The organism is Empedobacter sp. ULE_I140, from assembly GCF_053482575.1.
The window spans coordinates 1-20,529 of sequence record NZ_JBQMTX010000003.1 but is presented as its reverse complement, the minus strand read 5'-3'; the positions used below and the strand labels follow the sequence as shown (position 1 = coordinate 20,529).

Genomic DNA, 20,529 nt, shown 5'->3' with positions numbered 1-20,529 from the left:
TTTGGTGTATAATAAGAATTATGTTAAGTAATGAAATAGATTAATAAAGTATCAATTGTAGAGTTTCGTGATCCATGATTGAGAATTTAAAAATTTTAAATAAAAACCTCGCTATTCATACAAATGTTATTTAGATAATATAGACTATCAAAGAATTTATTACTTTTAACAAAGTAATTACACGAAATACGGATATAGGGAATATTTCACGAAACTTTTCTATTATTTACTTCGTAAATTACTATGTTAGTGGCAATGCCAAGCCAAAACAAGGAACAATGAAACCTGAATTGAAAAGGATAAGAAAAGTAGAATATGATATAGATCCAAATAGATACGAATTACGTAGTGGAAGCGAAACAAATGCTCCATTGTGTCCATATGGAAACATTTACAAATGGGTAGTATTTGACTTAAAAGCAAATGAATATGTTAGATTTGCGAAATCTGTGTTTAAATTACTTATAAATAAAAATGGTAAATGAATAATAAAAAATATGGTATAGAGGGATTTGATGCCCCAGAACTGGAAAAATTTAAATGGATTGATGCAAATGGAAAAGATACTGAACCTATACAATTATCTAATTTTAAAGGAAAGTTTATTGTTTTGTATTGTTTTCAAAGTTGGTGTCCTGGCTGTCATAAAATAGGCTTGCCTTCGTTACAACAAATGGTCACTGCATTAAAAAACAACCAAGCTATTAAATTCTTTGCTATTCAATCAGTGTTTGAAGGTAAAAATCAAAATACTTTTGAAAAGCTAAAAGAAACACAAAAGCAGTATAAGTTGGAAATTCCTTTTGGACAAGATGAAGGAGATGAAAGCACGCAAAATATTTCAACAGTAATGTATCATTATAGAACAGGAGGAACTCCTTGGTTTATTTTTATAAACCAAGAAGGAAAAGTAGTATTCAATGATTTTCATTTGAATACCGAAAAAGCAATTGAATTTTTACAAACAATTAAATAAATTTTATATGCAAAAATGGATAGATGTAATAAGATTAGCCAATAATGGCAATCTTAACCCAGACCAAAGAATAGAAAAATCGGAAGAGGAATGGAAATCACTTCTTACCGAAGAACAATTTTACGTAACTCGTAAAAAAGGAACAGAAAGAGCTCATAGCTCCGAAATGTGCAATTTGTTTGAACCCGGCAAATATGCCTGTGTTTGTTGTAACACTGTACTTTTTGACAGCGAAGAAAAATTTCAAAGTGGAACTGGGTGGCCTAGTTTTACACAGCCGATAAAAGAGAATACAATCAATTATATCAAAGATGTTACGTTTGGTATGTATCGAATAGAGACAACTTGTAGCACTTGTGATGCTCATTTAGGTCACGTGTTTCAAGATGGTCCTATGCCAAGTGGATTGAGATTTTGCATAAATGCTGTTGCTCTGAAAAAAGTAAAATCTGATGAGAAAAAAGTTACATTTGGTGGTGGTTGTTTTTGGTGCACAGAAGCTATGTTTCAGCAATTAAAAGGAGTTGTAAATGTAGAGAGTGGTTATAGTGGTGGTGAAATTATAAATCCTACATATAGAGAAGTCTGTTCTGGAACTACTGGTCACGCTGAAGTAATTGAAATTACTTATTTACCTTCTGAAATTAGCTTTGAAGATTTAGTGAAAATCCATTTAACTACTCACAATCCTACGACTATAAATAAACAAGGTGCTGATAGAGGAACACAATATCGTAGCATTATTTTTTACAGAACAGACGATGAAAAAATGCAAGCATTAAAGGTCATTGAAGATGTTCAATCTGCCTACGATGATATGATAGTAACAGAAGTGAAAATGTTTGAACATTTCCATAAGGCAGAAGCCAATCACCAAGACTATTACAATCGCAATAGCGAAACTGGTTATTGTATGGCAGTAATAAATCCAAAATTAGCAAAATTAAAATCGCTTTATCAGGATAAACTAAAGAAATAATGGACGAAGACATAAATTTTTAATGAAGCAATTTAAAAAATAAAGAATGAAAAATAGTCTTGATAAAAATGCAAAATGGCTCTTGCTTTTTGGTATTTTATTAACATTTTTATTTCCATTACTACTTCCATTGCTCAATAAAACAGGCATTGGTAATTTTGGCGTTGTTGGCGATGCGATTGGCGGTATAACAAATCCTATTTCTCAACTCATTGGCTCTATACTTCTATATTTAGCGTTAAAAGCTCAACTTTCAGCAAATGGCATAGTGCAAAATCAAATAGAAAAAGACAATATAAAGGAAGAACAACAACACAATACAGAACAAATACGGACTTTTTATTCTTTCTTTCAAGAAACAATAAAAAATTTCAGTTATGAGTTTTCTGATGCAAATGGAAAACAACTGTTGTATGGAAAAAGAGCCATAAAATGTTTCTTAAATGATTTGGAACAAATGAAAGTAGATATTCATAATACAGATGATGTACTTATGTATGATGGAGTAAGAGAATTATTAAGTATTTTGAAAAGTGCAGAAGAATTATTCAATCGCATTGATACTATTTCTTCAAAATCACAACATATTTTATTTTATAGAACTCTTTTGCAACACGAATTATTATTCAATATTTTTCCTTATCAAGACCTTGATGACGATATTAATATTAAAACTGGAAAATGCACTATTTGTGCAGATGCACATTCATATTATCCTCCTATTATATTTGATAAAATTAAACTTTTAGAATCTAAATTTATATAAAAATGGCAACAGTAATTAAAATTAAAAACATTGAAGAAGGCTTCCAAAGTATTATCACTAATGGTAAGCACACCATTATTGGTGACGAACCTATCACAAGTAAAGGAACAGATTTAGGTTTAGCACCCTCAGAACTTGTTTTAAGCGGTTTGGCAATGTGCAAAGTCGGAACTGTCCGTTTTATTGCTCGCAAAAACAACTGGGAGATAGAGAATGTAACAGCCGAACTAGTGCAAGAAGTAGCAAGAGGGGAAGGAGGGCTAAAAACCACTATTCAAATTAAAATGATTATTGAAGGTAATCTTTCCGAAGAGCAGAAAGAAGAATTGATAAAACAAGCCGACCGTTGTTATATCCACCGTTTGTTAAATAGCGAATGGGATATAATGCCTATAACGCTTTAAATCAAATGCACTGCCACTAACAAGGTATTGCCAAAAGCGGGGCTGAAGGAATTCTAATCAACTTTTCTGTAATATTTGAACTGCGGTATTTCTATTGAAGTTCTGTGCAAAAAAATCCCCGCCTTCGGCAATACCCAAACCGTTGTACGCAACCTTACTAAAACTAAATTATTAAATGAGTTCACTCGGTACAAATCTTATTCAAGTCATAAAAGATAAGGAATTTCAAGCTGTTACCAAAGACTTAACTGAAGTGGTAATTGATTCAAATATTGCTGAAGGATTACTAAAAGATGTCCCACTACTTTCAACAATTATAGGAACTTTTAATACAGTAACCAATATCAAGGATAAGCTATTTCTTAAAAAAATTCTTACATTTTTATATGAACTAAAATCAATTTCTGAAAATAAAATAGAAGAACAAATTAATAAAATAGAAGAAGATTTAAAGTATAGAACAAAAGTTGGCGAAAAATTATTATTTATTATTGACAAGTGTGAAGACACAGACAAAGCATCACTTACTGGTTTACTTTTTAAATCATTTTTAGAGAAAAAAATTGATTATGACCAATTCATTACAGGAACAAATATTATTGAAAAAACTCCGTTGCCTGATTTAATGTTTTTCATAGAAAATGATGTTGAAGAATTGGAATTAGACAATGGTGGTTCTGAATTTGTATCATATGGCTTAATGGAAATCAGAGTAACAAAACCCAATATTAAAGTTGGTGATGAAAAATATTATGGAGATAAATATATTCCATCAGATAATGAAATATTAGCAGATCGTTTAGAAATTACAGATTTTGAAATTGTAGCTAGTATAAGTTGGATTGGACAAATCCTTAGAAAAAATTTATGTAAAGAATAAAAGACAGCGTACAACTTCGGTTCAGTAAAAGCTATAACAGCTGTTATGTAAAATATCCCTCCATTTGGAGGCTTTATTTTTATTCTCTAGAGTTCCGTTAACTTCGATTTGGTAGAACTGAATTATGTTTAAGTGAGATATCATCTTCAAATAAGGGTTATTTATTCGTTTTTAAATTAATTTTAATTCTTACAAAAAACTTATACCTTTGTTAAAGTTAACTTATAAGTTAACTTTTATTTTGAACTTTAAATATTTATGGATAATTTAGCCAAACTAATTTATGTTTCTCATTACGATAAAGTAATTTATTATTCGATTGAAATAATTGAATCTAGAGAACATGAGATAACATCGCCTAGTACATTATTTGATGAATTTATTGCAGAGAATAAAATAAATAAGGAAAAATTACAACATATTTTAGATTGGATTGAAGAGATTGGTGACAAGTATGGAGCTAAACAACAATTTTTTAGAAATGAAAAAAAAGCTTCTGCTTTACCGCCAGATACACAATTACCTTTAGAACCTTATTACTATGAGCAAGGGAAGAAAAAAGGGAATAATTTAAGATTGTATTGTATCCGAATAAATGAACACGTGGTAATTTTGTTGAATGGGGGAATTAAATCAACAAAAAAAGCACAAGATTGCCCAAACGTTAGTGCAAGTTTCGAATTGGCAAATAAATTGGCAAAAGCCATAGAGAAATCCTTACATAAAAATGACATTGAATGGTCAGATGAGGAGTTAGATATTTTTTATGATGAAAATTTAGAAATCAACTTTTAATATGAAAATTTCTAGACGCAAATTGCATCAAGAGAACGAGGCAATTAAAAAAGAAAACCCAATTAGAAATTGGCTTGCAGAGAACGCAGATCCAGTGATTACTAAAACGGTTAAAAAAAACTTAGCAATCGCTAATAGGATTGGAGAAGTTTTAGAAAAAAAACAACTTAAACCAATCGATTTAGCAACGAGATTAGGAAAAAATAAATCTGAAATTAGTAAATGGTTAAGTGGGCAACATAATTTTACAACGAAAACAATTTGTAAAATTGAAGTTGCTTTAGAATGTGATTTAATTTCAGTTGATCCTATATATCTTACAGCTAAAATTTATCACAATAAGCCTATTTCTAATGATGGGTTTATTGAAAGTAAGTATTATACTGAACAAGAAATGCTTGTAAATGGTTAAAGCTGCGTTAATACATTTATTGGATATTAATCCAGTAGAAATTCAAAACAATATTTCAAAAGATAATTTTAATATTAACGAAGTAGGTATTGCTCATAATATGATGCATAATCTAGAAGAGAATAATATTAAAATTTTTTTAAGTCTTGCATTATTTGATGAAAAGGAAGAAATTATTGTAAAATCAGATTATAATTTTATTTATAAGGTTGATAATCTTGAAGAAAATTATAAAATTAATGATGAAGGTGAAACAGTTTTTAATGCAACACTTGTAAAAACTCTTTTAGGAATGTCATATTCTACATTAAGAGGTATTATCTTCAATGAATTTATTACTGTAGACAAAATCATTATACCAATTATTGATCCTCAACTAATTTTAGAAAATAGAATTAAAATAACATAAAAAAATACTATTAAAGTGTCCCGAAAGTGAAAGTCTTTATGGGACATTTTTATGTATTATAATAACAATTATGTTGAGTAATGCTTTTAAATCTACATTTGATAATTTTATATTTCTATAATTTTTTTAAATCACAATTTTAAAATACAAATATGGAATTAAACAATTTTTCTAACGATATTATCCATCAATTGACCTCTGATTATGGTTTTTTATTAAATCTTGTAAATTTAAATAATACCGTTAATTTTCAAAACTATTTATATAGAGTTAGAATTGCAAAGAAAGGAGATTTAATTAACGAACCTCAAAATCTTTCATATCCAAAAAATAATATCAAAATTGGTAGGTGCAATTTTGATAATCAGGCAGTTTTTTATTGTTGTGATAGTTCTACAACAGCTTTTGCTGAAACACTTAAATATTCAAAAGATTTAAACTTTACTGATTATTATATTTATCTAAGTGTTTGGAAATTAAAACCTCTTAATGAAATTACGATTTTTCCATTATTAAATAAAGCTTTTTCAAAAGGATTAGTAAAAAACTCAAACATAATAAATTTTAAAAATTATGCAATTAATAATAGTGTAAAAAATCAGTTAATTGAAATAGAAAAATATTTTTATGATATTGATTATAATAAATCAGCTTCTATATGGATATCCTAACGAAATTTCCAGAGTAAGAAAAGGTATATAATACTTATCTTACAATTATGAAAGGAATAAAAAATCATTACGATGCTTCATTTAAATTACGAGCGGTAGAATTGAGTTATGAAAGAAGTAACATTTCAGAATTAGCAAGGGAACTTGGAATAAAAGCCTCCTTATTATACAAATGGCGCAAAGATTATCAAGAATACGGATCCAATAGTTTTCCAGGAAAAGGTAATTTAAAACTAACGCCTGAACAGGAGCGAATAGTTGAATTAGAAAGAAAGCTTAAAGATGCAGAATTAGAACGTGATATTTTAAAAAAAGCAATCAGCATTTTCTCCAAGAACGATCGATGAAATATAGATTTATAAAGAATCATGAGTGCCAATTTCCGATTGAGAAAATGTGTATTATCTTAAAAATCCACTCCAGCAGCTATTATAAATGGAAAAAGAAAGGTTGCTCCAATCGACTTTTGAGAAAAAATTTGATGCTAGATAAAATAAAGTATCTATATTTTAAATTCAAGCAGAGATATGGAAGTCCTCGAATTCATTCAGAATTAAATGCTTTAGGTTACAGAATATCAGTTAAAACAGTTGCTAAATATATGCAAGAGCTTGGTTTAAGAAGTAAATTAAGTAAAAAGTTTAGAGTTACAACAAATTCTAAACATAATTATTTAACTGTAAATAATCTTCTTAATCGAGATTTTTACGCTTCAAAACCTTCTATGAAATGGGTATCAGATATTACTTATATTCAAACTCAAGAAGGATTTTTATATTTAACAACAATTATCGATTTATACGATAGAAAGGTCATTGGCTGGAGTTTGAGCAATACGATGAGTACTGAAGATACAACTTTATCAGCATGGCGTATGGCTATAAAGAATAGATCGATTAAAAAAGGAATGCTATTTCATTCTGATCGAGGAATACAATATGCGTCAAAGAAGTTTGCAAATATGCTTGATTCTTATGGTGTTATCCGTAGCATGTCAAGGAAAGGGAATTGCTGGGACAATGCTGTGGCTGAGAGTTTCTTTAAATCGTTAAAAACTGAAATGATTTATGGAAATAAATTAATTACAAGAGAGAAAATGAAAAACCAAATTTTTCAGTATATTGAAATTTGGTATAACAGAAATAGAAGACATAAAGCTTTGAATTATAAAACTATTTTTGAGTTTAATAATAATTTACAATTTTTAAAATATGTAGCTTAACTTATACTGGAAAATTTAGGGGGATATCCAATAGACTTTCTGGAAATAATAGCTTTACTACTATTCTTTCACCTTATTTTTATCTTCTTTATAGCGGTTTTAATCCAATGAATAATATTACTTCCTACAGATTTTTTTCTGCGAATCTTACACCAAACTCTTACAATCTGAATTTAGAAGCAGCAAGAACTAATACAAGTGGCACAAATACTGCATCAAAATTTATACATTTTAATAGAACTTATAGTACATCTACAAGCTATATTAATGATGGAAAGGCAATTATATATGTATATGAAAAATAACACTTCATTCGAGTATAATATAAATCAATATAGTTTTTAATTTATCCTTTGATAATAAATTTTAAAACCTATTAGATATAATAGTATAGTAAATATAAAAACTTTTAGATATTGTAAGTTTTGTAAATTTTAGTCATTATGATTTTCATAATGACTATTTTATTTAATAAGTAAAATAATTACATCAAAATTTATGTAAATCCATATTTTGAAAATCAAACTGAAATACACTATAGCTATCTAGTAAAAAAATAAAGGTTTTACACAAAAGACAAAAATAATCCCAAAACAACAGTATCAGAAAACAACTGCTCTTTCATATAAAAATCTATTTATTTTTTTTACTTTAGCCCTATTTTGTTCAAAATTCATTCGACCATTATTCGACAAAACACCCAATTTTTCCGAACCTTTGTCGAAGCACACTCGAACAAACACTATTTCTAATCTTATCATTTTTGCTTCAAACCCTCTCTAATAAAGGAAAGTTATGTTTTTCATCTTTTTTCTACTCTCCTTCATACTGGACAAAAATGGACAATAGCGGTCATTAATGGTATATACTAGCTATCGTATATTAAAACCTCAAAACCAATATATTACCCCACTAACTCACTGTTAAATAATATAAAAAAATTAAGATTATGGCCGAAATAAAAATAGGAATACTTAGCGGATTCTCAGGAAAAGTAGGAACAGTGATTGGTGTCAACTGGCGTGAAAAGTATATTATCCGAATTCTACCAAAAGCACTTAAAAAGGAACTTAATCTAACAGATAAACTTTAGAGATATTTTTTTATAATGTTAATTATTTTTCCAACTTTTGCTTAATAAGGGGCTATAATATATAAAATTGCTACTTATTACTATTTTTAATATAGACTATTTTTGATCATAATTCTTCTTACTTTAATCGTGGAACAATTACTCTATCAATTGTTTTATTATCATTATAAGAAGGATTAATATCTGATGTAGCTTTAGAATTTTCTATATTTATTACAACTTTAGAAGAAAGTACTTGAAATTTTGCAATAAGAAAAAGTAATCATTTTTTATAGTTTTTTTTTCTATGACATAAAATATTACTTTTCTATAAAAATATACCTATGATAAATAAAGATAAAAATATTAATATCCAAAAATGGATTGATGATTATACATTGGACCTATTAAAAAAAACTAACTATTTAATATCTAGCAAAGAAGATGCAGAAGATTTAGTACAAGATGTTTTTATTTCAGCTTTTGAAAATTATGAAAAATTTCAATGGAATAGCTCTGTAAAAACTTGGTTAATTAGTATTTTGAAAAATAAAATTTCTGATTTTTACAGAAAAAAATATAATAATAAAAATGAGATCACTTTAGATTATTTTTTTGATGAAAATGGTAATTGGATTGATAAAAATATATTAAATGATTGGACAGAAAATGAAAATAATATTAGAGAAAACTATTTAGAAAATTGTTTAGAAAAATTACCTAATAAATGGTTAATTCCTATAAAACTATACTATTTAAAACAAAAAAAAACAGAACTTGTTTGTCAGGAAATAGGAATTACATCGACTAATTTATGGAAGATTCTTCAAAGAGCTAGATTACAATTAAGAGAGTGCATAGAATCTAATTTATCTAATTAAAAATTAACTTATGTGGAATAAAATTATTCATTGGGTTATTATGCCTTGTAATGAAATAACATTTGAAATAGAGAAAAAAAATGCAAAAAAAATCTCATTAATTCAAAATTTGAGATTGAATTTACATATTTATAGTTGTAAATGGTGCGCTTCTTACTACAAAAAAGTAAAGCTAATAGATAATCTTTTGAATAAACAAAATTCAAAAGAAAAATTAATTAATGTAGATGATCTAAAATCTAAAATAAAGTCCAAAATAGAAACTCATTGTAAACATGAGTAAATACATTACGAATGTTTATCATCAAAAAATAAAGTGTATAAATAATATTTTCTTTTTAAACTGCTATTTTTAAGATTAAAATATTTATTAAATAATTTCCAAAGTATAGTCTAAAGTTAATTTTTATTTTAATTATAATACATCACATATTTAATGAAATTTAAGATAAATTCATAAAACAATAAAAAAACTCAAACCATTTTAAATGATATATTTACAATGGTTTTTTTTTGTAAAAATTATAGAAAGATTAATATCTAACAAAAAAAATAGATTTTTTTTGTCAGGTTTTAATTATTTATACGACTACTATTATAAAAGATCGTATATACAATAAAATTATTAAAAAATGGAAACAAAAAATTTAGTTCATACTCATAAAGATAATTTGAATATTAATTCACCCTTTATAAATCTTTACAAAATAGGATATTACTTACCTCTATTTGGAACAGTATTACTTTTAGTGTGGATAGGCATTTTTAAGTTTACACCAACAGAGGCTCAAGCTATAAAGTCTCTTGTAGAAAATCACCCATTATCGTTTTGGATTTATAAAATATTTAGTGATCAAACTGTATCTAATATAGTTGGAGTACTTGAATTACTTGTAGCATTATTAGTTGTTTTAACTTTAAAATATCAATCATTAAAAAAATATGCGGGAATAGCTATTCTTATTATTTTCGGAACAACTCTTAGTTATCTTTTTACAACTCCCGGAATTTGGAAATTTGTTGATGGAGTTCCTGTAACAGATTTTTTCATTTTAAAAGATATAGCTTACTTCGGCTTTGGTTTCACTCTTTTAGCTCAATCTTTAAATAAAAAATCATGAAAAAATTATTCATCATAAGCTTATTAATTATTACAGGAATAATACTAACAAGTATAAGTTGTAAAACTCATAAAAATAATTTAGTTAAATCGAATAAACATCAGAAAATGAATAACACATCAGAAAATGAAATATATTTTGCAGGAGGATGTTTTTGGGGAACAGAACATTTTTTTCAACAGGTCAGAGGGGTTACAAATACAGTTGTAGGTTATGCTAATGGAACTATAGAAAAGCCTTCTTATAAAGAAGTGATCACAGGTAAAACTGGTTTTGCTGAAACTGTCAAGGTAACTTATAATCCTGATATAGTTGATCTAGGATTATTAATTGATTTGTATTTTAAGACAATAGATCCTACGAGTCTAGACAAACAAGGGAATGACTTAGGGACACAATATAGAACAGGAATTTATTATACAAACCCAACTGACTCTAAATTAATCGATCAGAAGTTAAAAGATTTAGAAAAAAATTATAATCAAAAAATTGTAGTAGAAAATATGCCTTTACATAATTTTTATGATGCAGAAAATTATCATCAAGATTATTTAAATAAAAATCCAAAAGGATATTGCCATATATCACCAAGTTTATTTGATGATGCTCGTAAGGCAAATCCTATTCAAGAAAAAGAATATATCAAAGAAAGCCAAAGTGAACTTAAAAAACATTTAACTTCTTTGCAATACGATGTTACACAAAATGGTGCAACAGAAAAACCTTTTTCAAATGAATATAATTCTGAATTTAGAGAAGGAATTTATGTAGACATAACAACTGGTGAACCTCTTTTTGTGTCAACGGATAAATTTGAATCAGGTTGTGGCTGGCCAAGTTTCTCAAAACCAATCAGTAAAAATCTTATTGAAGAAATAAATGATAATTCTTTTGGAATGAAAAGAACTGAAGTAAGAAGTAAAACTGGTAATGCTCATTTAGGTCATGTTTTTGATGATGGCCCAAAAGATAAAGGAGGATTGAGATATTGTATTAATAGTGCATCATTAAAGTTTATATCAAAAGAAGAAATGAAAGCTAAAGGATATGAAAAATATTTATCCTTAATAAAATAAAAACTAATAAAATTCTATTTCTAAATATTATAAAAGGTATTACTTAATGTTTACAGATTGTAATTTTTAATAAAACATTTGTTAATGTTTTACAAAATTATATTGTGTACAATATAATTTTGTAATTTTGTTATGTAATTTAATATTGATGAACTATGAAAGATACGCTAGAACTAGATAATCAATTTTGTTTTCCCATATATGCGCTTTCAAAAAAGATAATCAACATGTACCGTTTATATTTAGATCCACTTGATATTACCTATCCACAGTATTTAGTGGATATCCTAACGAAATTTCCAGAGTAAGAAAAGGTATATAATACTTATCTTACAATTATGAAAGGAATAAAAAATCATTACGATGCTTCATTTAAATTACGAGCGGTAGAATTGAGTTATGAAAGAAGTAACATTTCAGAATTAGCAAGGGAACTTGGAATAAAAGCCTCCTTATTATACAAATGGCGCAAAGATTATCAAGAATACGGATCCAATAGTTTTCCAGGAAAAGGTAATTTAAAACTAACGCCTGAACAGGAGCGAATAGTTGAATTAGAAAGAAAGCTTAAAGATGCAGAATTAGAACGTGATATTTTAAAAAAAGCAATCAGCATTTTCTCCAAGAACGATCGATGAAATATAGATTTATAAAGAATCATGAGTGCCAATTTCCGATTGAGAAAATGTGTATTATCTTAAAAATCCACTCCAGCAGCTATTATAAATGGAAAAAGAAAGGTTGCTCCAATCGACTTTTGAGAAAAAATTTGATGCTAGATAAAATAAAGTATCTATATTTTAAATTCAAGCAGAGATATGGAAGTCCTCGAATTCATTCAGAATTAAATGCTTTAGGTTACAGAATATCAGTTAAAACAGTTGCTAAATATATGCAAGAGCTTGGTTTAAGAAGTAAATTAAGTAAAAAGTTTAGAGTTACAACAAATTCTAAACATAATTATTTAACTGTAAATAATCTTCTTAATCGAGATTTTTACGCTTCAAAACCTTCTATGAAATGGGTATCAGATATTACTTATATTCAAACTCAAGAAGGATTTTTATATTTAACAACAATTATCGATTTATACGATAGAAAGGTCATTGGCTGGAGTTTGAGCAATACGATGAGTACTGAAGATACAACTTTATCAGCATGGCGTATGGCTATAAAGAATAGATCGATTAAAAAAGGAATGCTATTTCATTCTGATCGAGGAATACAATATGCGTCAAAGAAGTTTGCAAATATGCTTGATTCTTATGGTGTTATCCGTAGCATGTCAAGGAAAGGGAATTGCTGGGACAATGCTGTGGCTGAGAGTTTCTTTAAATCGTTAAAAACTGAAATGATTTATGGAAATAAATTAATTACAAGAGAGAAAATGAAAAACCAAATTTTTCAGTATATTGAAATTTGGTATAACAGAAATAGAAGACATAAAGCTTTGAATTATAAAACTATTTTTGAGTTTAATAATAATTTACAATTTTTAAAATATGTAGCTTAACTTATACTGGAAAATTTAGGGGGATATCCAACCTGAAGCATCTACTGAATATTCTGCTTTATCAGAACATATAGGAGGTACAATTAACAGTAAAAAAATCATTCAAAACTGGAATGAAATAGTAAGATTGGCTACTTCCATAAAAAATGGAACTGTTACCGCTTCATTGATTGTAAAGAAGATTGGAAGCTACCCAAGACAAAACGGACTGGCGGTAGCATTGCGAGAATTGGGTAAAATTGAGAGAACCTTATTTATGCTCGACTGGTATATGAGTCCAGAACTTAGGCGAAGAGTTACTGCGGGACTTAATAAAGGTGAAGCTAGAAATGCTCTAGCTAGAGCAGTATATTTTAATAGACTAGGAGAGGTACGTGAAAGAACTTTTGAAAATCAACGATATAAAGCAAGCGGTCTTAATTTGGTAACGGCTGCTATTGTTTTATGGAATACAGTTTATATTGAAAAAGTAGTAGAGTATTTGAAAGAGCAAGGAGAAGAAATTAATGAAGAATTACTTCAATATCTGTCTCCCTTAGGATGGGAACATATTCACTTAACGGGAGATTATGTGTGGAACAATCAAATAAAATTGAAGAATGGAGAATTTAGGCCACTAAGAAATTCATAAAGTATTTGTTTTACCTATTATAAATCCATTAAATTATAGATTAAATTGTTAACGTGCTATTTTTTCCGTTTCGTCGACTGACCCCAATCATATCGAACAAAATCACCTTAGTCTACGTACTCATCTGAAACGATTAAACCGAAAAACCATTTGTTACACAAAAAATATAGCCATTCTATCTGCGATTTTAACCATCTATTTTTGGAGTTAATTTACTTTTTACTTTGTTGTTTTTCCTTTAAAAAGATAACAAACTTTTCACTATCCTTTGGATTTTTATCAATCCATTCGTTCATTAACTGACTATTTTTATTCGCTAAATCAAAGTTGTTTTTTGGAACTATTGTATCTCCTTTTGAGTAAATTTCGCTCATTAAATTTTCCTTAATCTCTTTTTTAGTCTTCAAATCTTGATTGAAAAAGTAAACAAATGTTGCAAGTAAAAGAAAAATAATCAAGACTAAATACGGAATAGTCTTATCTTTTTTACGACTGATTTTCTCATATTGTTTCAACTCTTCCATCTGCTTTTTTGCATAAGGATCCAATGAAATTTCAGGAGCTTTATAATTCTTTAACTCATTTAAAATCTTGTTTTGTTCAGCAGTAATCGTATTTCCATTCTCAATAAACTGCTTTTGAACTGAATAAAAAGCATAAATCTTTTCATCAATTTCTTTCGTTAATAAAGCCATTCTATTAGCTTGATGACTCAATCCTTCTAAAATTTCACTTGGACTTTTTGGTCTATTATTTTCACTCATAAGTTTAGTATTAATTTTTAAAATCTTCTTCCAATATTTCTTTTTGGTTTAATCTCCTGCTCTTGTTGAAGCTTCAATTTCTCTGCTTTCTGTTCTAAAAACACCTGTAAATTAACCGCTTTCAATTTTTTAAACGCATCATGACCACGAGAAAGCTCACTGAACTTTACGCCATAATTCACAGGTTTCTGCCTGTTCTGTTTACGCCTTTCATTTTCTAACACCTCCGAAAATTGAAAAATTTTTAAGCCTTTCAATCGCTCATTCTGATCAAACTGAAGATTCAAACCATAACCTAAACCTTTCAAATGATCCGCTAAATCCTTCAAATTATAACTCTCTTTCAATCCATTTACTAAAACATTTCCGTACTGTAAAACCTTGAATTGACTCTTCTCTTTACTCAATTCAAGCATATTCTTCCATCCCCTATCCTGTGCTAATTCATTCGCTATACGACTCGTCTGTTTACCTATAAAGCGTTGATTCACTCTATTCTCTCCATTAAAATCAATACGATTAACAATTAGATGTAAATGAGACGTATCTGTATCTTGATGTAAATAAGCTATATGCTGATGAGAAGATAACTCCTTCTTCTCTAAAAAATCATGAACCAACTTCTCCCAATCTTCCAAACTCCATTTCAACGTATTCTCAGCTGAAGGAGATAAAACAACATTATAAAAAGGTTTATCGACACGATGATTCTGATTCGATACAGCCATGAGTTCATGATAAATTGCTCGAGCATTCTCTCCTACTAATCCATTTCGACTAATTTCAGTTGCAAAGGCTTTCTGTTCCCCTTTCTCTTCACGAGAAGCATAAGCAATAGCTTTAATACTTCCCTTCGTGGTTCTCCCTATTCCGATCATCTAAATAACGATTCATTTTTTCAATAACCTTTATGACTTCCAAATTCAATAGAGGATCTTTGAATTTCATATAATTACTAATTCGACTAAAGTTTGTGCGAAAACTTTGTAATTCTTGATCTCTACTAACGGATTGAATAATTGGAGCAACAGAAGAATTCAATAAAACATTACGACAATATTGACTTTGATTTTGACCTGAAGCCACAACTTTCTTTTGTAACATTAAAAACTCTTCTTCCGATACACGAATGTAAATCGACTTGGATTTTCGATCTGAAGATTCTTTTTTAGGTCGTCCTCCTAACTTCCCACTTTTACTTCGTGTTGCTCGAAGTTCCTCATCTTTTATAAAATCTTCCCAATTGATTTCTTCTTCTATCATACAATAATTCACTAAAAATATAAACTGAAATTAATCTCACTTAAACCATCAAAATACCTAAAAAAATAAATTGAAACAGGATTTCAAAATTTCATTTTAGTATAAAATGATCCATCGGAGATGGAGACTTTTGTGACCGATTAAGGGAACAAAACAAGAGAACCTATGAGCACAAGAAAAGCATAAATAACAAAATGAAATGATGGTATTTTGCTTTTTGTATTGCGAAAGGTACATCTTGCTCACAATATTAAACCAAAATTAGCCCAATTTTTAAAATTTCCATTCATTTAATCACCTACAATTCTCACTTTATTTCAATTTGTTCAGGAAAGATACAAAATAAATTATAAAATACCATTCATCAACTATTCAGAATATTAAAAAATAACGCTAAAAAGAAATCTATACAAACTTTAAAAAAAGAGTAATTTAAAGTCATTCAGCATCAGACAATAAAATAAACGATAAATTAAGAACAACTTAAAAAACAAAACAAATAAACCTTTTAAACTTTGATAACAATACCCTTTTAAGCAATAATAAACCATACTTCAAACAAAAACAATGAATTACATCTAATAACAAGAATAAAAGCTTAAAACGCAAAAAAAAAACGACCTCAGAAAGAAGTCGTTTGTAACAGTTTCGCTTTCAAATTTACGTTATACATAAATTTTACCTAACAAAATTACAGTTAAAAAATTAAAAATCAGTAATTTAATAGATAAAATCTATCGAATAAAAGATAAGTTCGCGCCGCCCCCTGGTGCGCATAAAAAAGTCACGTCAAATTGTTTTTGTTTTTCCTCTCCAATGAAAACAGTCTATTTCAAATGAGCTACTAACTTTCGATTTTTCAAAGAAAAATTGATTCTTATAAACTTAAAAAGATCTATGTTTTTATATTAATTATTACATAGCTTATTATACATTACTTATCGATTTTCGACAAAAAACACATACAAACATGAGGTACAACAGGTTGCAAGGGTTTAAAAATATCTAAATAGGACTTTTATAATACTACTAAAGGACTTTTATAATACTATTTCATATTACAAAAAGGACTTTTATAATACTTATTAGGACATTGTTTTTTATATGTCCTTTTATGTATATTTGTATTAAAGTTGTCCTTTTTAAACCTGAATTGAATTATGAAAATTACTAATAGGGAAGTTTTACAATCATATATCCTCACTACAGCTAAATACGATTATTCTGTTTATGAAAAACGGATTTTATACAGAATTGTAGAACAATTACAATATTTAATTGAAGGTAAAATTTTAGATAAACGCTACTCCATTCAACAAGGAATATTTGAAGATTCTAAAAAATTCACTTTTCCTTTTTCTGCTTTTAAAAAGAATGAGGAAGATAAAAATCATGCTCAAATAAAAAAAGCTTTACTTTCCTTGGAAAATAAAGTTTTTGAATATGAAGATGAAGATGTTTGGAGAACTATTCGTATTATTTATAAACCAGAAGTCTATAAAAGAAAAGAATATATTTCGTTTGTACTAACAGAAGAAATTATACAATGTCTTTTAGATTTTTCTAAAGGCTTTAAAAAGTATGAATTAAAAATAGCTATGCAATTTGAGAGTACATTTTCTATGCGTTTTTATGAATTGCTTTCTAATCAAAAAACACCAATAAATTATTCAATAGAAAATTTAAAACAAATGTTTGGTATTTCTGATAAATATAAAGAGACTAAAGATTTTATTAAACGTGTTGTTGAACCTGCTAAAAAAGAACTAGACTTAAAAAGTCCGTACACTTTTCATTACGAACCAATCAAAACAGGTCGAAAAATTACATCAATTCACTTTGTTCCTATTTATCAACCACAATTTGAGGATGAAGATATAAAGAAACAAAACTTGAACAAACAAATGTCAAATCGTTGGTTTATTCCAAAAAATATTTATGACTTCTTAATCCATAATTTTAATTTCACAGATAAAGAATTAAATAATAATTTGAACTTATTTGAAAATATCTACAATAATATGTCAGAAGAAGCTCTTTTGGATTTCCTTGTTGATATTCGTTTTTTTGCTTCGAATGCAGATAATCCAAAAGGATTTATTATTGGTTCTCTAAAGAAAAAAGCAGAGCAGATTTTTGAACAAAAATATGGTCTAAAATAACAAGTAGATCTAAAATCTACTTGTTAAAATATTTTTCATCAATTGCAGAATTGATAAGTTCTTTTATACTCACACCATCTTGAACTGAAAGCATTTTTAATTGTTTCAGCTTTTCAGTCGGAATATAAACAGAAAATAGTGTTTCAACTTTTTTCTGTTTTATCGGAACTACTTTCTGAATTGATGTCTTTTTTTCCGTCTGTTTAACTTCGTTAATTAGACTTGTAATATCTTGTTTCCCCATTTTATATAAATATTAAATTATATATTTATATAATTACATAAAAATATAATTATATAAAGTTAATTAATTGATAATGTAAGTACTTCTTTCGTTAAATTATCAATTTGTTTCTGAGCTTTATTATTCTCCTCAACTCCATTAACTAAAATAGAGCGAGAAAAAGCAACCAAATCTGAAATCATATTTTTTGAAACTTTGATATCATAATCTCCTAAATGAGATTTAATTTCTTCTGTTAAAGTTGTATTAGGTTTTACCATATTGAATACAATCAAAGCTTTATTTCCATTGTTTGATTCTTCTACAATTTCTATTGTAGATTTTATTGCAAGTAAATCCAATATTCCTGCTTTGGTTGGAATGATTATTACGTTTGCCAAATCACATAATTCTTTCAATTGATTTGTTAAATATGGAGGTGTATCTATAAAAATAAAATCATAATCTGATTTTAACAACTCTCCTAATTTTGAAGCTTCATAAATTGGAACTTCAGACGCTTTTTTTATATTTAATAAAGACCCTTGTTCGTCTAAATCTACTAAACATACTTTTGCACTTTCTCTAATATTTGCAGCTAAATTAAATGCCAATGTTGATTTTCCAACTCCTCCTTTTTGATGTGTTACAAGAATTACCTTTGCCATTCTATATAATTATATAATTATTCAAATATATAAATAAGTAATTATATATTTATATAAAAAATTAAATTTTATATAAATGATTTTCAATATTATATATAAAGATCAAATAATACATCATTGAATAGAAAGTTGTTTGTATATTTGGAGTAGTAAATCGTTTACAATGGAAACAGTTATTAAATTTAAAGATCAATTATCTACATCTCAGCTTAGAATGGCTATTGATGTACTAAAAGCTATTGGACTTAATGTACTTGAAGAAAAAAATATCGTTGAGCTGAACAAGGAACAAAAAGAAATTTTAGATTCTCGTCTGAAAAACATAAAGAATGGTAATTTCAAATCTAAAGATGACGCTCACAAAATGTTCGAACAATGTTTGAAATAATTTGGGAAAATCAAGCTTCTGAAGAATTTTTAGAAATTCTTGAATATTGGAATAATCATAACGGTTCAAATTCATACTCAAGAAAACTATTTGTAGAAATAAAAGAAGCTGAAGAATTACTTGAGAAAAATCCTGAAGCTGGATCTGAAACAAACTTCAAAAAAGTAAAACGTTTAATTATCCTGGATAATTTCTCTTTATTCTATACAGTTTCTAAAAAAGAAAATTACATATACATCCTTTCTATATGGGATAATCGAAGAAATCCCAACTTATTAAATTTTAAATAATATTCTTAAAACCCACAAATAAATTGTTTGTGGGTTTTTATTCTTTTGTACTTTTACATTCATTAAAATAATAATTACGTCAGCGATAGCTATCGTTATTTAGTTACAGAAAACTAGGAATCTTCTATAAAGACTAAATCGATAGGCTTTCGCCTGTGCCATATATTGGTGCGGGCTTGCCTTTCTTGTCTTTAGGGTATCCTAGTACCTCTGTAACAGATTGTGTTAGTTTCGCACCAACTTTTAAGTATATGGAAAATCAAACTAAAGTCAGCCCTTACCTTCAAAAGAAGGTGATCTCATCACTCTTCAATCTATTATTTTTCGATGATTCTAAACCTCCCTCATTCCAAACAATCGATGGAGTAGAAGCAGCACCTTTCTGTGATAATTTCAGAATAATTGTAGAAAAAGGAGAACCAAAGGAAGTAATGGAATATTACTTTAATCAGTTTCATCAAAAAATGCCAAAAGACATTCGCCATCAAGCATTTTTAATGATGTTTTCTCGCCCAACTTATCCAGTAGAAGTTGGTTTCTTTCTGGAGTTTAATATTCAAAACGGAGAAATGGATCAAGAAAACTTTAAAATTCTTGAATCGATGATGATTAATCGACCAGATCATCCGCTTGTTAAATCATTTATCGGACATCTTTTATTAACTGATGAAGGCTATCAGGTTTTAAAAATGAAATACATAGAAAAAGAGTGGTACAATTCTATCATCAAAAAACAAGTAAAAAAATACAACGATAACCTGGTTATATTTTAAATGACATATAATTATCTCTTCTGTAAAAATTCGATTTATTATCTTTATAGAAGAGATAATCTACTTCTTTTTCTGTCCGATTTGAATATATCCATTCAACGGTAAAATGCGGCTTTCAGAGTAGTTTTAGACATGAAATCATTTATCCAAAACGGCACTCTCACAATATCAGTTATTTAGCTTAAATTAT

The 20,529-nt window shown here is 27.8% G+C and carries 25 protein-coding genes and 2 pseudogenes; 22 read left to right on the top strand and 5 right to left on the bottom strand.

Annotated features, from left to right (window positions below; translation table 11 throughout):
* The first annotated feature begins 278 nt into the window (after positions 1 to 278).
* From ACTS9J_RS15980 to ACTS9J_RS15895, 18 genes and pseudogenes are all read left to right on the top strand, one after another.
* The gene (locus ACTS9J_RS15980) at positions 279 to 485 is read left to right on the top strand and encodes a hypothetical protein (RefSeq protein WP_069797536.1); all 207 of its coding nucleotides are present in this window, start codon (positions 279 to 281) and stop codon (positions 483 to 485) included.
* Positions 482 to 976: a peroxiredoxin family protein gene (locus ACTS9J_RS15975; protein ID WP_028123737.1), complete on the top strand. Its 495-nt coding sequence runs from the start codon at positions 482 to 484 to the stop codon at positions 974 to 976. Before ACTS9J_RS15980 ends, ACTS9J_RS15975 begins: the two co-directional genes overlap by 4 nt.
* 7 nt (positions 977 to 983) lie before the next feature.
* A complete protein-coding gene (msrA, locus tag ACTS9J_RS15970) occupies positions 984 to 1,955 on the top strand; it encodes a peptide-methionine (S)-S-oxide reductase MsrA (RefSeq protein ID WP_069797541.1) in 972 nt (323 codons plus the stop codon).
* A gap of 46 nt (positions 1,956 to 2,001) precedes the next feature.
* Positions 2,002 to 2,721, top strand: coding sequence for a hypothetical protein (locus ACTS9J_RS15965; RefSeq protein ID WP_028123740.1), 720 nt, complete (start codon positions 2,002 to 2,004; stop codon positions 2,719 to 2,721).
* A 2-nt stretch (positions 2,722 to 2,723) separates the two neighbouring features.
* Positions 2,724 to 3,125: an OsmC family protein gene (locus ACTS9J_RS15960; protein ID WP_028123739.1), complete on the top strand. Its 402-nt coding sequence runs from the start codon at positions 2,724 to 2,726 to the stop codon at positions 3,123 to 3,125.
* A gap of 175 nt (positions 3,126 to 3,300) precedes the next feature.
* Positions 3,301 to 4,005, top strand: coding sequence for a hypothetical protein (locus ACTS9J_RS15955; protein WP_448353487.1), 705 nt, complete (start codon positions 3,301 to 3,303; stop codon positions 4,003 to 4,005).
* A gap of 258 nt (positions 4,006 to 4,263) precedes the next feature.
* Positions 4,264 to 4,800, top strand: a complete 537-nt coding sequence (locus ACTS9J_RS15950) for a hypothetical protein (RefSeq protein WP_313581976.1) — start codon at positions 4,264 to 4,266, stop codon at positions 4,798 to 4,800.
* 1 nt (position 4,801) lies between these two features.
* Entirely contained in the window at positions 4,802 to 5,212 is a 411-nt protein-coding gene (locus ACTS9J_RS15945; protein ID WP_448353486.1) for a helix-turn-helix domain-containing protein, read from the top strand.
* Positions 5,205 to 5,621, top strand: coding sequence for a hypothetical protein (locus ACTS9J_RS15940; protein WP_448353485.1), 417 nt, complete (start codon positions 5,205 to 5,207; stop codon positions 5,619 to 5,621). Before ACTS9J_RS15945 ends, ACTS9J_RS15940 begins: the two co-directional genes overlap by 8 nt.
* Positions 5,622 to 5,773: 152 nt before the next feature.
* The gene (locus tag ACTS9J_RS15935; RefSeq protein WP_448353484.1) at positions 5,774 to 6,292 is read left to right on the top strand and encodes a hypothetical protein; all 519 of its coding nucleotides are present in this window, start codon (positions 5,774 to 5,776) and stop codon (positions 6,290 to 6,292) included.
* A 47-nt stretch (positions 6,293 to 6,339) separates the two neighbouring features.
* A protein-coding gene (locus ACTS9J_RS15930; protein WP_448352809.1) for an IS3 family transposase occupies positions 6,340 to 7,514 on the top strand; the annotation gives its coding sequence in 2 pieces (ribosomal slippage) (positions 6,340 to 6,607 and positions 6,607 to 7,514; 1,176 coding nt in all).
* A 949-nt stretch (positions 7,515 to 8,463) separates the two neighbouring features.
* Positions 8,464 to 8,607, top strand: coding sequence for a hypothetical protein (locus ACTS9J_RS15925; RefSeq protein WP_185144204.1), 144 nt, complete (start codon positions 8,464 to 8,466; stop codon positions 8,605 to 8,607).
* A gap of 323 nt (positions 8,608 to 8,930) precedes the next feature.
* Positions 8,931 to 9,467 carry a sigma-70 family RNA polymerase sigma factor gene (locus ACTS9J_RS15920; RefSeq protein WP_038337322.1) on the top strand — a complete coding sequence of 179 codons (537 nt, stop codon included), beginning with the start codon at positions 8,931 to 8,933 and terminating at the stop codon, positions 9,465 to 9,467.
* A gap of 632 nt (positions 9,468 to 10,099) precedes the next feature.
* Complete coding sequence (locus ACTS9J_RS15915) at positions 10,100 to 10,588, top strand: DUF417 family protein (protein ID WP_115000182.1); 489 nt, start codon at positions 10,100 to 10,102, stop codon at positions 10,586 to 10,588.
* Complete coding sequence (msrB, locus tag ACTS9J_RS15910) at positions 10,585 to 11,664, top strand: peptide-methionine (R)-S-oxide reductase MsrB (RefSeq protein WP_448345508.1); 1,080 nt, start codon at positions 10,585 to 10,587, stop codon at positions 11,662 to 11,664. Before ACTS9J_RS15915 ends, msrB begins: the two co-directional genes overlap by 4 nt.
* Positions 11,665 to 12,002: 338 nt before the next feature.
* Positions 12,003 to 13,177 (top strand): IS3 family transposase gene (locus ACTS9J_RS15905; RefSeq protein WP_448352809.1). Its coding sequence is split into 2 segments (ribosomal slippage): positions 12,003 to 12,270 and positions 12,270 to 13,177, totalling 1,176 coding nucleotides; the frame shifts between segments, so codons are not numbered across the junction.
* Positions 13,178 to 13,208: 31 nt separating this feature from the next.
* A pseudogene (locus ACTS9J_RS15900) lies at positions 13,209 to 13,808 on the top strand (Tn3 family transposase); the annotation flags it as partial.
* 85 nt (positions 13,809 to 13,893) lie between these two features.
* Positions 13,894 to 14,019, top strand: a pseudogene (locus ACTS9J_RS15895) (IS1 family transposase); the annotation flags it as partial.
* Between the two features lies 1 nt (position 14,020).
* Here the strand turns inward: ACTS9J_RS15895 and ACTS9J_RS15890 are convergent.
* The 3 genes from ACTS9J_RS15890 to ACTS9J_RS15880 are packed head-to-tail and all read right to left on the bottom strand — an operon-like array spanning position 14,021 to position 15,835.
* The gene (locus tag ACTS9J_RS15890) at positions 14,021 to 14,572 is read right to left on the bottom strand and encodes a hypothetical protein (RefSeq protein WP_125113012.1); all 552 of its coding nucleotides are present in this window, start codon (positions 14,570 to 14,572) and stop codon (positions 14,021 to 14,023) included.
* 17 nt (positions 14,573 to 14,589) lie between these two features.
* A complete protein-coding gene (locus ACTS9J_RS15885) occupies positions 14,590 to 15,450 on the bottom strand; it encodes a relaxase/mobilization nuclease domain-containing protein (protein WP_125113011.1) in 861 nt (286 codons plus the stop codon).
* Positions 15,413 to 15,835 carry a plasmid mobilization protein gene (locus ACTS9J_RS15880; protein ID WP_092910571.1) on the bottom strand — a complete coding sequence of 141 codons (423 nt, stop codon included), beginning with the start codon at positions 15,833 to 15,835 and terminating at the stop codon, positions 15,413 to 15,415. The genes ACTS9J_RS15885 and ACTS9J_RS15880 overlap by 38 nt, the downstream gene beginning before the upstream one ends.
* A 1,160-nt stretch (positions 15,836 to 16,995) precedes the next feature.
* Here ACTS9J_RS15880 and ACTS9J_RS15875 point away from each other — a divergent pair.
* Positions 16,996 to 17,997 carry a replication initiation protein gene (locus tag ACTS9J_RS15875; protein WP_092910564.1) on the top strand — a complete coding sequence of 334 codons (1,002 nt, stop codon included), beginning with the start codon at positions 16,996 to 16,998 and terminating at the stop codon, positions 17,995 to 17,997.
* 16 nt (positions 17,998 to 18,013) lie between these two features.
* Here the strand turns inward: ACTS9J_RS15875 and ACTS9J_RS15870 are convergent, their stop codons facing one another.
* Both ACTS9J_RS15870 and ACTS9J_RS15865 read right to left on the bottom strand, forming a co-directional pair.
* Complete coding sequence (locus tag ACTS9J_RS15870; RefSeq protein ID WP_092910561.1) at positions 18,014 to 18,241, bottom strand: hypothetical protein; 228 nt, start codon at positions 18,239 to 18,241, stop codon at positions 18,014 to 18,016.
* Positions 18,242 to 18,300: 59 nt separating this feature from the next.
* On the bottom strand, positions 18,301 to 18,888 hold the full coding sequence (locus ACTS9J_RS15865) for a ParA family protein (protein ID WP_092910559.1): 588 nt from the start codon (positions 18,886 to 18,888) through the stop codon (positions 18,301 to 18,303).
* Between the two features lie 163 nt (positions 18,889 to 19,051).
* Here ACTS9J_RS15865 and ACTS9J_RS15860 point away from each other — a divergent pair, with 163 nt between their 5' ends.
* From ACTS9J_RS15860 to ACTS9J_RS15850, 3 genes are all read left to right on the top strand, one after another.
* Positions 19,052 to 19,276, top strand: coding sequence for a hypothetical protein (locus ACTS9J_RS15860; RefSeq protein ID WP_092910556.1), 225 nt, complete (start codon positions 19,052 to 19,054; stop codon positions 19,274 to 19,276).
* Positions 19,264 to 19,566 carry a type II toxin-antitoxin system RelE/ParE family toxin gene (locus ACTS9J_RS15855; RefSeq protein ID WP_092910555.1) on the top strand — a complete coding sequence of 101 codons (303 nt, stop codon included), beginning with the start codon at positions 19,264 to 19,266 and terminating at the stop codon, positions 19,564 to 19,566. The genes ACTS9J_RS15860 and ACTS9J_RS15855 overlap by 13 nt, the downstream gene beginning before the upstream one ends.
* A 251-nt stretch (positions 19,567 to 19,817) precedes the next feature.
* Positions 19,818 to 20,339 carry a hypothetical protein gene (locus ACTS9J_RS15850; RefSeq protein WP_092910552.1) on the top strand — a complete coding sequence of 174 codons (522 nt, stop codon included), beginning with the start codon at positions 19,818 to 19,820 and terminating at the stop codon, positions 20,337 to 20,339.
* Positions 20,340 to 20,529 lie beyond the last annotated feature (190 nt).